This window comes from Rhizobium sp. P1_E6 (assembly GCF_056405875.1).
Genome location: NZ_JBFUBG010000090.1, coordinates 14842 through 28072 on the forward strand (window position 1 = coordinate 14842; position 13231 = coordinate 28072).

The 13231-nt window shown below is 60.0% G+C and carries 14 protein-coding genes; 8 read left to right on the forward strand and 6 right to left on the reverse strand.

The window, feature by feature from the left end; translation table 11 throughout:
- The first annotated feature begins 125 nt into the window (after positions 1-125).
- From AC1D35_RS28775 to AC1D35_RS28785, 3 genes are all read left to right on the forward strand, one after another.
- Entirely contained in the window at positions 126-1118 is a 993-nt protein-coding gene (locus AC1D35_RS28775) for an MBL fold metallo-hydrolase (RefSeq protein ID WP_113311525.1), read from the forward strand.
- Between the two features lie 278 nt (positions 1119-1396).
- On the forward strand, positions 1397-2881 hold the full coding sequence (guaB, locus tag AC1D35_RS28780; RefSeq protein WP_113300655.1) for an IMP dehydrogenase: 1485 nt from the start codon (positions 1397-1399) through the stop codon (positions 2879-2881).
- A 2-nt stretch (positions 2882-2883) separates the two neighbouring features.
- Positions 2884-3432 (forward strand): hypothetical protein, encoded by a 549-nt coding sequence (locus AC1D35_RS28785; RefSeq protein WP_113311524.1) that lies wholly within the window; start codon positions 2884-2886, stop codon positions 3430-3432.
- 4 nt (positions 3433-3436) lie between these two features.
- Here AC1D35_RS28785 and AC1D35_RS28790 read toward each other — a convergent pair whose 3' ends face one another.
- Positions 3437-4351: a LysR family transcriptional regulator gene (locus tag AC1D35_RS28790; RefSeq protein WP_477854933.1), complete on the reverse strand. Its 915-nt coding sequence runs from the start codon at positions 4349-4351 to the stop codon at positions 3437-3439.
- A gap of 100 nt (positions 4352-4451) precedes the next feature.
- Here AC1D35_RS28790 and AC1D35_RS28795 point away from each other — a divergent pair, with 100 nt between their 5' ends.
- The 4 genes from AC1D35_RS28795 to AC1D35_RS28810 all read left to right on the forward strand — a co-directional run bounded on the left by AC1D35_RS28795 (position 4452) and on the right by AC1D35_RS28810 (position 7606).
- Positions 4452-5207, forward strand: coding sequence for an SDR family oxidoreductase (locus AC1D35_RS28795; protein WP_113300653.1), 756 nt, complete (start codon positions 4452-4454; stop codon positions 5205-5207).
- 101 nt (positions 5208-5308) lie between these two features.
- On the forward strand, positions 5309-5725 hold the full coding sequence (locus AC1D35_RS28800; RefSeq protein ID WP_113311522.1) for an MAPEG family protein: 417 nt from the start codon (positions 5309-5311) through the stop codon (positions 5723-5725).
- 104 nt (positions 5726-5829) lie between these two features.
- The gene (locus AC1D35_RS28805; RefSeq protein WP_477941342.1) at positions 5830-6705 is read left to right on the forward strand and encodes a dienelactone hydrolase family protein; all 876 of its coding nucleotides are present in this window, start codon (positions 5830-5832) and stop codon (positions 6703-6705) included.
- A 259-nt stretch (positions 6706-6964) separates the two neighbouring features.
- The gene (locus tag AC1D35_RS28810; protein ID WP_113300650.1) at positions 6965-7606 is read left to right on the forward strand and encodes a TetR/AcrR family transcriptional regulator; all 642 of its coding nucleotides are present in this window, start codon (positions 6965-6967) and stop codon (positions 7604-7606) included.
- Positions 7607-7608: 2 nt separating this feature from the next.
- Here AC1D35_RS28810 and AC1D35_RS28815 read toward each other — a convergent pair whose 3' ends face one another.
- Positions 7609-8568, reverse strand: coding sequence for a LysR substrate-binding domain-containing protein (locus AC1D35_RS28815; RefSeq protein ID WP_477941345.1), 960 nt, complete (start codon positions 8566-8568; stop codon positions 7609-7611).
- 206 nt (positions 8569-8774) lie between these two features.
- Between AC1D35_RS28815 and AC1D35_RS28820 the strand changes: the two genes are divergently transcribed.
- Positions 8775-9074, forward strand: a complete 300-nt coding sequence (locus AC1D35_RS28820) for a YjiS-like domain-containing protein (protein WP_112541455.1) — start codon at positions 8775-8777, stop codon at positions 9072-9074.
- Positions 9075-9160: 86 nt separating this feature from the next.
- Here AC1D35_RS28820 and AC1D35_RS28825 read toward each other — a convergent pair whose 3' ends face one another.
- The 4 genes from AC1D35_RS28825 to AC1D35_RS28840 all read right to left on the reverse strand — a co-directional run.
- Positions 9161-10036, reverse strand: a complete 876-nt coding sequence (locus AC1D35_RS28825; protein ID WP_113300647.1) for a DUF937 domain-containing protein — start codon at positions 10034-10036, stop codon at positions 9161-9163.
- Between the two features lie 94 nt (positions 10037-10130).
- Positions 10131-11504 (reverse strand): glutamate--cysteine ligase, encoded by a 1374-nt coding sequence (locus tag AC1D35_RS28830; RefSeq protein ID WP_113311520.1) that lies wholly within the window; start codon positions 11502-11504, stop codon positions 10131-10133.
- A gap of 133 nt (positions 11505-11637) precedes the next feature.
- Positions 11638-12375, reverse strand: a complete 738-nt coding sequence (locus tag AC1D35_RS28835) for a 16S rRNA (uracil(1498)-N(3))-methyltransferase (protein WP_113311519.1) — start codon at positions 12373-12375, stop codon at positions 11638-11640.
- 14 nt (positions 12376-12389) lie between these two features.
- A partial coding sequence (locus AC1D35_RS28840; RefSeq protein WP_477941349.1) for an inorganic phosphate transporter occupies positions 12390-13231 on the reverse strand: 842 nt, incomplete at its 5' end.

Below are 13231 nucleotides of genomic sequence, written 5' to 3' on the forward strand. Positions count from 1 at the left end.
CCCGATACTTACGCCTCTCAAGATTGACATATGCTTACCTGACCGGAGCAAGAAATCTTGCAAATCTGGCCGGAATATATCGGGGGTCGTGCGGCGACGCACCGCACAGTGTCGAGGATGGATATATGACGAATTTTCATGGAATAAAGCGGCGCACGCTTTTTGCCGCAGGCCTCGGCCTGCTGGCCGCGCCGGTCATCTTGAGGGGAACGGCCCAGGCGGCCGCAACTGGAGAAACAGGCAATATGGAAGTCACACCGCAGCCGCAGATCAATCAGTTCAAGCTCGGCTCCTTCAAATTTACTGCTGTCCGCGACGGTTTCAACGTGCTCGAAAAGCCCTATGAGACCTTCGGTTCGAACCAGGATCCGCAGACCGTCCAGGCGCTTCTCGCCGCCAATTTCCTGCCGGCCGACAAGTTCGCAAACAGCTATGCGCCAGCCGTTGTCGAYACCGGTTCCGATGTCATCGTCGTCGATACCGGCTTCGGTGCGGCCGGCCGCGAACGGGGCATGGGCCAGTTCGCTGCTGGGCTGAAGGCCGCCGGTTATTCGCCTGATGACGTCACGGTCGTGGCGCTGACGCATCTGCATGGCGATCATATTGGCGGCCTGATGGAAGGCGGCACTCCGGCGTTCAAGAATGCCCGCTATGTCATCGGCCAGGCTGAGTATGATTTCTGGTCGGATAAGGCGCGCGAAGGCACGCCGGCCGAAGGCGGCCACAAGGCGGTGCTCGCCAATGTCGTGCCGCTCGCTGAAAAGGCGACCTTCGTCAAGGAAGGCGATACGGTCGCGCCGGGTCTCACCGCGATGCTTGCCACCGGCCATACGCCCGGCCACATGGTCTTCCATGTCGAATCCGAAGGCAAGCGGCTCGTCATGACCGGCGACACGGCAAATCACTACATCCTGTCGCTGCAGCGGCCGGATTGGGAGGTGCGCTTCGACATGGATAAGGCAAAGGCGGCCGCAACCCGCAAGAAAGTGTTCGACATGATCGCCACCGACAAGATCGCCTTCCTCGGCTATCACATGCCGTTCCCCTCGGTCGGCTTCGTCGAGAAACAGGAGACCGGCTATCGCTTCGTGCCGAAGACCTACCAGTTCGACATCTGAGCCATACGCATAGCTCCCATGCATGCGCATCAGCCCGAAAACCGGAAACGATTTTCGGAAAGCCGGATGCGTAGATTCAAAGAGATAGAGCGTCCCTTGTGCATCCACGTGGACATATGGCGCTCCAGGCCCGGCCATGTGCCGGGCTTTTTTGCTATTTCCTTCCTGTCATAGACGTGTTACCAGCCCTCGCCAACTTCCATAAACTCATGCACACCGCCGGTGCGGACGATTCGTACCGGGTGGAACGCATTTTTCTTTCTTGAAGGAATTTGGCCATGGCTCGCATCATTGAAACGCCAACCGGATTGGACGCACTCACCTTCGATGATGTGCTGCTGCAGCCCGGTCATTCCGAAGTCCTGCCGGGTCAGACGAGTGTCGCAACACGCCTCGCCCCCGATTTCGAGCTGAATATCCCGATCATTTCTGCCGCAATGGACACCGTGACCGAAGGCCGCCTGGCAATCGCCATGGCGCAGGCCGGCGGCCTTGGCGTCATTCACAAGAACCTAACCCCCATCGAGCAGGCCGAGCAGGTTCGCCAAGTCAAGAAGTTCGAAAGCGGCATGGTCGTCAATCCCGTGACCATCGGCCCGGACGCGACGCTCGCCGATGCCCTGGCGCTGATGAAGATGCACGGCATCTCCGGCATCCCGGTCGTCGAGAAATCCGGCCGCCTCGTCGGTATCGTCACAAACCGTGACGTCCGCTTCGCATCCGACCCGACCCAGAAGATCTACGAACTCATGACCCATCAGAATCTGGTGACGGTCAAGGAAAGCGTCGATCAGCAGGAGGCCAAGCGCCTGCTGCACTCTCACCGCATCGAGAAGCTGCTGGTCGTCGATGGTGAAGGCCGTTGCGTCGGTCTGATCACCGTCAAGGATATCGAAAAGGCACAACTGAACCCGAACGCGTCCAAGGATGCGCAGGGCCGCCTGCGCGCCGCCGCTGCCGTCGGCGTCGGTGACGATGGTTTCGAGCGTGCCGAACGGCTGATCGATGCCGGCGTCGACCTGCTCGTCGTCGACACGGCCCATGGTCATTCGGCTCGTGTTCTGGAAGCCGTCGCCCGCGTCAAGAAGCTCTCCAACTCCGTTCGCATCATGGCTGGCAATGTCGCAACGGCCGACGGCACGAAGGCGCTGATCGATTCCGGTGCCGACGCTGTCAAGGTCGGTATCGGCCCGGGTTCAATCTGCACCACACGCATCGTCGCCGGTGTCGGCGTTCCGCAGCTTGCTGCCATCATGTCGGCTGTCGAGGCCGCAAGGGCGCAGGATATCCCCGTCATCGCCGATGGCGGCATCAAGTTCTCGGGCGACGTGGCGAAGGCCATCGCGTCAGGTGCTTCCGCCGTCATGATCGGGTCATTGCTCGCCGGTACTGATGAAAGCCCGGGTGAGGTCTATCTCTACCAGGGACGTTCCTTCAAGGCCTATCGCGGCATGGGTTCCGTCGGCGCCATGGCGCGCGGCTCCGCTGACCGCTACTTCCAGGCGGAAGTGCGCGACACGCTGAAGCTCGTGCCTGAAGGCATCGAAGGACAGGTGCCCTACAAGGGTCCGGTCTCCGGCGTCCTGCATCAGCTCGCAGGTGGCCTCAAGGCCGCGATGGGTTATGTCGGCGGCAAGGATATCAAGGAGTTCCAGGAGCGCGCCACCTTCGTGCGCATCTCCGGCGCCGGCCTGCGTGAAAGCCATCCGCATGATGTCACGATCACGCGCGAAAGCCCGAACTATCCAGGCGTCGGCGTCTGATCATGGAAATGGGCAGCCGGGTTCCGCTCTGGATCATCGCGCTGCTCGCGGCCCTCTGCCTCGTCGTCCTCGGCTGGACCACCTTCGGCTTCACCATGCCCTTCGAGCATGAGACGGGGCAGGCGGTGCTCGATAGCTATTTTGTAGGCTACGACGAGGCTGCAGTCTTTCATATGCAGACGCTGCTCGACCAGAACGAGACGGCAAGCCGCATTCTCCGGGCCATGTATTTCGGCCCGGAACTCATCTTTCCGGCCCTGCTGACCGCCCTTCTATTCCTGATTTTTCTGCGGCTCGGACCGATCGAAACATGGCGCGGCCGGCAGGCACCCCGCCTGCTTGGCCGGATCACCTACATCCTGCCTTTCATTTACGGCTTCGCCGATTATGCCGAAAACATCTCAAGCCTGGTCGCCTTCAGCGACAGTGCTTCGGCAAGCTTTGCCGCGTATCTCCTGCCGTGGATGACCAAGCTGAAATTCGCAAGCCTCGCCGTCTGCGCCATTCTCATTGTGCGAGTCGCAGTGCTCCGGCAAGTGCGAGAAGACTGAACGCTTACGGCGACCAGCGCCATGCCGGATGGGCAAGCCTTGCCGCAAGGAAGTCCCCGAGCACTTCCACTTTTGTCGGCCGGGCACGCGCCGTTGGCGTGACGAAATAAAGCGCACCCTTCGGCAGGCTCCAGTCGGTGAGGATCGCTTTCAGGCGCCCGTCGGCCAGATATTCATAGGCCATGAATTCCGGCAGTTCGACGACGCCGAGGCCGCGCAACGCCATCGGAATCAGTGCTTCGGAATTGGTGGCCCGCAGCTGTCCGTTGGGTACCACGATCTCCTCTTCTCCGGCCTTGTTGCCGAAGCGCCAGATATCCTGCCGCGGCCGGTAGGCATAGCCGAGGCAATGATGGGCTGCGAGATCTCGCGGGTGTTGCGGGCAACCGTATTTCTCAAGATAGGCGGAGGCGGCAAGAATGAAGGGCGCGACCGACGTCAGCCTCTTCGCCACGAGCGAGGAATCGGGCAACACCGCAATACGCAGCGCTGCATCGAAGCCTCCGCCCACGAGATCGACCACCGCATCGCTCATATGCATGTCGATCGAAACCTCGGGGTAGAGTTCGAAGAAGTCCGGCAGGATCGGCGCCAGCCATTGCCGTCCGAAAACCATGGGAACGGCGAGGCGGATCAGCCCGCGCGGCTGGCTGGAAAGTTCACGCGCGGCATTTTCGGCCGCTTCCGCCTCGGCATAGATGCGCTGGGCGCGATCCACGAACCGCAGCCCGAAATCCGTCAAAGCCAGTTGACGCGAAGTGCGGTTGAAGAGCCGTGCGCCGAGGCGGTCTTCCAGCCGGCTGACCGCTCTCGAGACCGTCGGCACAGAAACCCCCAGCGTCTTGGCAGCGCGGACGAAGGAGCGTTCCTCTGCCACTTTGGCGAACATGGCGAAGCCTTCGAAGTCCGGAAAGCCCATCGTTTCATTCCTGCAATGATACTTTTCATTTGTTTCTATTCAGAAATGAAACGCTCGTCCACATCTTCAATTCAGTCGAATACAACAGGAGACGACGACAATGACACTGAGACTGAATGGAAAGATTGCTGTCATCACAGGCGCAACGTCGGGCATCGGCCTTGCCACGGCAAAACGCTTTGCAGCGGAGGGCGCGCAGCTTTTCATCACCGGCCGCCGCAAGGATGTGCTTGATGCGGCTGTCGCCGAGATCGGCGGTAACGTCACCGGCATCCAGGCCGACTCGGCAAAGCCTGCCGATCTCGACCGTCTCTACGAGCTGGTGAAGGCGAAAGTGGGCCGCATCGACGTGCTCTTCGTCAATGCCGGTGGCGGTTCGTTTGCGCCGCTCGGGGCCATCACCGAAGAACAGTATGACGATACTTTCGGCCGCAACGTGAAGGGCGTGCTCTTTACCGTGCAGAAGGCCCTGCCACTGCTCGGAAACGGCTCCTCGGTCATTCTGACCGGTTCCACTGCAGGTGCATCCGGCACGCCGGCCTTCAGCGTCTACGCTGCATCGAAGGCAGCAATTCGCAGCTTCTCCCGCAACTGGATCCTCGACCTGAAGGATCGCGGCATCCGCATCAACACGCTGAGCCCCGGCCCGACGGAAACGACCGGTCTCGTTGAGCTCGCCGGTCAGGACAAGGCGCAGCAGCAGGGCCTGCTGGACTATATGGCGTCGCAGGTTCCGATGGGCCGCGTCGGCCGCCCGGAAGAAATCGCCGCAACGGCGCTTTTCCTGGCATCAGATGATTCAAGCTTCATCACCGGCGCCGAAATCTTTGTCGACGGTGGCCTCGCCCAAGTCTGACCTTCAAGACGGCCCGCTTCACGGCGGGCCGCCAGGGCTCTGGAATCCGCCCGATCTTTCCGCTACTTCTCCGGCAGTCGCCGAAACGAAGGGAATGATCGATGACCGGCTTTGAGATGTTCTGGCCCCTGCTTGCCCACGTCCTGCTGGTCTATATCCTGTATGGGCTGCTTGGCCTGCGCCGCGGCAAGGTGGTTCATGAGGGCCGGATGAAGAAATCCGACTATCGCGAGAATCGTGACGAACCGCCTGAGAGCCTTTTCGTCAAGAACAGCCTCGCCAACCAGTTCGAGCTGCCGGTGCTTTTCTATGCCTGTGGCATTCTTCTCTATATCACCGAGGCGGATAACCTGGTGGCCGTCGTGCTCGCCTGGCTTTTCGTCGTCCTGCGATATGCCCATGCCTATGTGCATGTTACCAGCAACGACCTGCGCCTCCGCAGCCCTCTCTTTGCCGCCGGTTTTGTCGTGCTCGGTGTCATGTGGGCCTGGCTTGCCGGCTGGATGTTGTTTTCCTGATCCGGAGCCATCAGGTAACACAGTTTTGTTCCTCCGTTATCGGCCGCTGACCTATGTTCCCCCTTGCCGATCGGGCATGGGGTAGGGAACAGAGGAGGTCTGTCATGGAAAAGCCCACCATTACGCAGGCAATGATCAATGCCTATGACGAATATACGCATCTGACGCTGGATCGTCGCAGCTTCATGGACAAGCTGTCGAAGCTGGYCGGCTCGGCGACAGCAGCGGCGGCAATTGCGCCCCTTTTGGCTGCCAACAAGGCAGCAGCCGAAGTGATCGCCGAAAATGACGACCGTCTGACTGCCCAGGATGTCACCTATCCGGGGAGCGGTGGCGACATGAAGGGCTATCTGGTGCAGCCGAAAGATGCGACCGGCAAGCTTGGCGGCGTCATCGTCATCCATGAGAACCGCGGCCTCAACCCACATATCCGCGATGTCGCCCGCCGCATGGCGCTTGAAGGCTTCGTCGCGCTCGCTCCGGATTTTCTCTCGCCGCAGGGCGGCACGCCCGAGAATGAGGATCAGGCGCGCGACATGTTCAGCAAGCTTGATGCGGCCACGACCGTTGCAAATGGCGAGGCGACCGTCGCTTATCTTTCCAAGCTCGATGCGACGAACGGCAAAGTCGGCGCGATCGGCTTTTGCTGGGGCGGTGGCGCGGTCAACAACCTCGCGGTCAAATCGCCCGAGCTGAAAGCAGGTGTGGCCTATTATGGCGCACAGCCGCAAGCCTCCGATGTCCCCAACATCAAGGCTGCGCTGCTGCTCCACTATGCCGGCCTCGATGACCGCATCAACGCCGGCATCGATGCCTATAAGAAGGCGCTGGAGGACAATGGTAAAAAATTTCAGATCTACGTCTATGACGGCGTCAACCATGCCTTCAACAACGATACGTCGGCCGCCCGCTATGACAAGGCGGCAGCCGATCTCGCCTGGAGCCGCACGATCGAGTTTCTGAAGCAAAACATTGCCTGATCTGGGTTTCGGCATGCTACCGCAACGCGACGAAGGAGAGCGACAAGCGGCCAACCCGCCTTGCTGAACAGAGCGTTAACAGGCCTTTTTGCACAGGCCAAAACGGGGCATAAGGCCCCGTTTTACATAGGCTCTTGCCATTGCTTAAAATCCGACCATTTCCATTTACGACGGATGAATACCTGCATGTCATATCGGCCCGACGCGCCGGTATGACACATCACTTCCGCCGCTCAATAACGAGACAGATGGGAACCACATGGGCGCGGACATTTCGGATCGCATTGCTCTTCGTAGGAAGCCGAAACAGGAGCGCAGCATCCAGCGGCTGGATCTCATTCTCAACGCAGCCGCCACCATCATTGCGGAAAAGGGCGTCAGCGCCATGCGGATGACCGAGCTTGCCGCCGCCGCGAAGGTTCCGATCGGTTCGGTCTATCAATATTTCCCGGAAAAGGCGGCGATCGTCAAAGCGCTGTTCGACCGCCATGCGCAGGCGATCCAGCAGAAGACGGCCGAGATGTTTGCGGATGTTCGGTCCCTCGACGAAGCGCTCGACCTCATCTCCACGATAATCGACTGGTATTATGCCGAATACCGCAACGATGCGGCCTATCTGGGGGTCTGGATGGGCACCGAGACCGATCAGGATCTGCTACGCCTGAACATCGAGCATAGCGGTCAGGTTGCCGAGATCTTTCAGGATGCCGTCCGCCGTCTCTCGCCGGAACTCTGCGATGAGCAAATGAAAGCGCGCACTTACCTTTTCAGCCACTTGATCGGCGCGGCAATCCGCCTTGCGGTGCTGAGTGAAGATGGTTTCGGCGAGCGCATTCTCGACGAATGGAAGCGCGTGATCCGCGCCTCCCTTTTTGCTCCGACGTCCGCCTCGGCAGCTTAAGACTACCAGCTCGGCATCATGCTGGCCGCAGCCTTGAGCCGCGGATAGTGACGGGCGTGACCGGTCTTCAGATCCTGGTCGAGGCTGTCTTCGATGACAGTCGGCGTGATGTTGTCGAGGCAGGCGGTGATGTGCGCGGTAATGGCATTCATCAGCGACAGGGAAACGCCGGGCCGTTTCATGATGCCGATCTGCACCGGCGGCAGCGCCGGGAAGCCGTCTGCCTGGCTCAATACCTTCATGCCTGTGCGGAGTGCCGATTCCGGCATGACCGAAACCGCCATGCCGGCGAGCACGGCGGAGGCAACCACGGTGCAGGACCAGCTTGTGAACAGGATCTGATACTCGCGGCCGACGGCATCGAGCGCCGAGCAGGCAAGCTGCCGCCATTGGCAGTCGCGCCGGCCGACGGCAAGCGGCACCGGTGCATCGTCGCGGATCGGATGGTTGGCCGAACTCACCCAGCAAAGCGGTTCCGTCCGCACCACATCCGAAATACGCTCGCGCGGATTATGGGTGACAAGCGCGATATCGAGTTCGCCCTTGTGCATGCGCTCGGCCAGATCGACCGATGGCTCGCAGACGATGTATAGTTCCACATTCGGATGTGTCTTGGCGAAGCGGCCGATGATCTCGGGCATATAACGGTCGGCATAATCATCGGGCGTGCCGATGCGCAACGTACCTTCCAGCCTGTTGTCGTCGAAGGCGGCGATCGCCTCATTGTTCAGGCGGATCATGCGCCGGGCATAGTTGAGCAGTTTTTCGCCTTCCACCGTCAGGCGGTTGCCGCGACCATCCTTGATGAAGAGTTGTTTGCCGATGCGCTCTTCCAGCCGGCGCATCTGCATGGAGACGGCAGACTGCGTCTTGTAGACCTTGTCGGCAGCCTTGGYGAAACTGCCGGAGTCCACGATTGCGATGAAGGTCTGCAACTGGTCGATATCAAGAGGCGCCGACATGATCCCATCCACCCATAAAGATCTCTGATGTTAATCATTAGAAACATTCGTTGGACTGATCAATAGGTCTTTGGCATCTTCGGGATGCAAATCAAGCAAAGTGAAGGACAGACACCCTGCTTGTCCGCCTGTGACCAGCTTGACCCTTCCTGCACGACCTCGCAGGCGGGGTGGGCTGTTCTGCGCCCCGAAGAAAGGAGAGTTCGATGCGCACTCATGAACAGACACTAGAACTCGACTGCGGCAAGCTCGCCCCGACGTTCATGCAACGTCTCATGGCTGGCCTTGCGCCGCTGGCAAACGCCCTTCGCATTGTGCGCAATCGCTCGCAGGTGAACGGGCTGCATGAGCTCGATGACAATCAGTTGCGGGATATCGGCCTGACGCGGGCCGATGTCACCTCCGCTTTCCTCGCTTCGACCTTCTTTGAAGATCCGTCGGAGCATCTGACACAGGCGGCCAAGCGCCGCTGGCATATTGCGGTCATGCGCCCCTACAGGGACTGAACGCACGCATTTCCCCGCAGGGCGATAGCCAATAGCCCTGCTGCTTAACCCGGTGATCGGCTTTCCCAAGCCATCTCCGGGTTTTTTTATTTTTTAGCCGCGGGGGCAGGGCTTTCGGGAGCAGGCGTGGGTTTCGGCCGATAGGCCTCGAAGATTGCCTCAAGGCTCTTCTGATAGTTTTTCTGCACCTCGAGACCGCTGTCGAACATTGAATTCAGCATCTGGGTATAGCTGTCATTGACCGCTTTCGGTTCTTCCTTCGGCTGTTCCGGGGTCTTTGCCGCCGGCTGCTGAAGTCCCGCCATCATTTCCTGGAATGCCTTGGCGAAGGGATTGTCGAGGAACGGGTTGGCGGGCTGCGACTGAGGTTCCGGCTTTGGCACGCTGAACATCAGCTGCATGGCCTGCGTGAAGGGATTATCGAAAATGCTGGGCTCGGGCGCCGCTTTCGGCTTCGGCGCAAAGCCGGTGCTCTCAAGCCATCCCTGGATTGTCTCGCCCATGGCGGTATTGACGAAGGGATTGACCGGCGAGGCCATCTGCCCGGTCGATTGCTTGAAGAGCCCGCCCATAAGCGTACCGGCCATGACCGGCAGCATCTGCTTGTAGATCTCCTGGCCTATGCCCGTCATCTGGGCCGCCTGCGCCGCAATGGCGCGCGAGACCTCCTTCGAACCGAAAAGCTGGGAGAGGATGTTGTTACCGTCAGAAACGCCCTCAGGCGTGAAAGCCTTGCTCACATCCTCGAAATATTTGGCATAATTTCCCGAGGCCACTGCCTGCATCAGGCCGACGAAATCATAGGGGTTGCTGGTGCTGCGCTTGAGGCCGGTGGAAAAAGCCGGCATCAGCGCGGCCATCGCTTTCGTTGCCTGTTCCTGGGCGAGGTTGAACTGCTTGGAGATTGCATCCATCGCCGCCCCGTTCTGCGCCTGCATCATCATGTCGAAAAGTGGCAGCATGAAAGTCCCTTTCCTGTATAGCGGCGCATGTCAGCGCCACTATAGCCGGAAATGGGAATGCGCAAACGGCTTTTTGGAGGGGGAGAGCCGCCTCTTAGTATTGATATTCCTGGAAGACCGGCTCGACCGAGCCGTTCCAGCGGCCGTGATAGAGCGCTAGCAGATCTTCGGCGAGCGTCGCCTTCTTTGCCAGAACCTCATCGAGTGGTGCCAAGAAGATGCTCTCGTCGACGCCGTCGCCATTCAGCCTGTTGCGTGCCTTGAGGCCGGCGCGGGAAATATTCACGACCTCGCGCGCCGTATCGATCAGCGCATGGCCACGGAACCTGGCCTTGAGGCCTTCCTCCGGCACAGCATTGCGCAGGACATTCACTTCCTCGAAACGCCAGTCCTTGGTCAGTGCGTCGGCGGCCTCAAGAGCGGCGTCATCATAGAGCAGGCCGACCCAGAAGGCCGGCAGGGCACAGATGCGGCGCCACGGGCCCCCGTCCGCACCACGCATTTCCAGGAACCGCTTGAGGCGCACGTCGGGAAAGAGGGTCGAAAGATGGTTCGTCCAGTCGCCCATCGTCGGCTCATGGTCGGCAATCTCGCCCTTCAGCGCACCGTTCATGAACTGCCGGAAGGTGACGTGGGTCGCCTTGTGATAGTGCCCGTCGCGCATGACGAAATACATGGGAACATCGAGCGCCCATTCGGCATAATCCTTGAAGCCGAAATCGTCGCGGAAGGTGAAGTCGAGCAGGCCGCTGCGCCTGTTGTCCACGTCACGCCAGACATCGCCGCGCCAGGAGAGCATCCCGTTGGGCTTGCCTTCGGTGAAGGGAGAGGAAGCGAAAAGCGCTGTCGCCAGCGACTGCAGCTTCATCGATACGCGCATCTTGCGGCGCATGTCGTCTTCCGAAGAGAAATCGAGATTCACCTGGATCGTGCAGGTGCGATACATCATGTCGAGACCGCGGGTGCCGACCTCGGGCATGTAGCTGGTCATGATCTCGTAGCGCGACTTCGGCATTTGCGGGGTTTCCGCATAGGTCCATGTCGGGCTGCCGCCAATGCCGAGGAAACCGATGCCCATAGGCTCGGCGATCTCGCGCACTTGCGCCAGATGCTGGTTGGATTCCTTACAGGTCTGATGAATGTTCTCGAGTGGTGCGCCCGAGAGCTCGAACTGGCCGCCGGGCTCGATCGAGATCGCGCCCATGCCGTTCTGCTCGCCGAGACCGATGATGTTGTCGCCATCCGTGATCGGCTCCCAGCCACTCTTGGCCTGCAGGCCTTTCAGAAGTGCGGAAATGCTGGCTTCGCCAAAATAGGGAACCGGACTGTTGTCCTTGCGGAAGAAGACGAACTTCTCATGTTCGGTGCCGATACGGAACCGTTCCTTCGGCTTGTTGCCGGCGGCAAGATAGTCGGTCAGCTCCTGAACCGAAGAGAGCGGTGTCTGGTCGGTAGTGTCGCGAGCCATGAAATTACCTGTATTCGGGGGCCGGGGCAATTGGAAGGGTGATTAGTGCCCAAGCCAGCTAAGTTGCAAGTGAAATTCTTTCAATATGTCATCAAAAAATTAGCAGGCTTTCCAGGGAACCGGCGTTCGAAAGTCAATTCCAGTCGCCGATGGCAGCCTGTATCATTGCCATTGCCGCGACTGCTGCGGTATCGGCGCGCAGGATGCGTGGACCGAGTGGAATTGCGGTCACGAAATCCAGGCTGCGCAGGCGCATTCGCTCCTCTTCCGAGAAGCCGCCTTCGGGACCAACCAGCAGCGCGAGTTTCTTTTCGGCGATCCTGGAAAGCAGCGGCAGCGGGTTCTGCCCGGCATCGCCCTCGTCGCAATAGATGATGCGCCTCTCTCCGGGCCAGCGATCGAGCAGATCGGAAAGTTTGATGGGCTCCGCTACTTCAGGAATGCCGAGGATGCCGCATTGTTCGGCTGCTTCGATGACATTCGCCCGGATCTTGTCGAGATTGCTGACTTTGCCCTGTACGTGCTGTGTCATGACCGGCTGCAGCAGACCGGCGCCCATTTCCACCGCCTTCTGCACCAGATAGTCCATACGGCCGATTTTCAGCGGCGCGAAGAGATAGTGCAGGTCGGAGGGCGCAGGCTGCGGTCGTGTCTGCTCAGTGGCTGACAGCAGGATGCGTTTGCGGGTCGGGAAGGTAAGGCTCGCCTTCCATTCGCCGTTGCGACCATTGAAGAGGAGGATTTCCGCACCCTCTTCCATGCGCAGCACGTTGGCGAGATAGTTGAACTGATCGGCATTGGCCTCGACGGCAGCACCCTTTGACAAGGGGGCGTCGATGAAAAGCCGCTGCATGCGGAAATTGGCGCGCATTCTGAGACCCAGACTCACATGAAGAGCGCGAACATAACCCAATAAATCATCGCCGCAAGCGCAGCCGAAACCGGCACGGTGATGACCCAGGCTGCGATGATCGTCATGAAGTGCGAACGGCGGACGAGATAACGTCGACGGGCTTCATGGACATTTGGCTCAGGCTCGTCGATCTCGAAGCTTTCAGCCTTGCGGCGTATGAATTCGATGCGGCGCTTCGAATGGCGCGTGTACCATTCGCGGAAGAAGCCGACGCCGAAGACGGAGCCGACTGCAATATGCGTGGTGCTGACCGGCAGGCCGAGCCAGGAGGCGACGATGACGGTGAAGGCGGTCGACAGCGCCACGCAATAGGCGCGCATCGGGTTGAGCTTGGTGATTTCCTCGCCGACGAGCCGGATGAGGCGCGGCCCGAAAAGCAGCAACCCGACCGAGATTCCAAAAGCGCCGATCAGCATGACCCAGAGCGGTGGATGACCGATCATGCTGTTGTCAGCGATACCGGCCGTGTGAACGATGGCCGATAGTGGGCCGACCGCATTCGAAACGTCGTTTGCGCCATGCGCGAAGGAGAGCAGCGCGGCCGAGCCGATCAGCGGAAAGTGGAACAGCGTGCGAAGTGAGCTGTTGCGGTTTTCGAGGTTCTCCGCCTGCCGCAGGATGAGTGGCCGCACAGCAAGCCAGCTGACGAGCCCGATGCCGATGCCGATCAGAAGGATCGTCAGCGACGAATATCGTCCTTGCGGCGCAAGCTGCAGCACCATATAGGCCATGAAGCCGCTGGCCATGACGGCGACCATCACGGGCACCCACTGCCGGGCGGCAGCGATCTTGTCCTCGCGATAGACGATGAGGG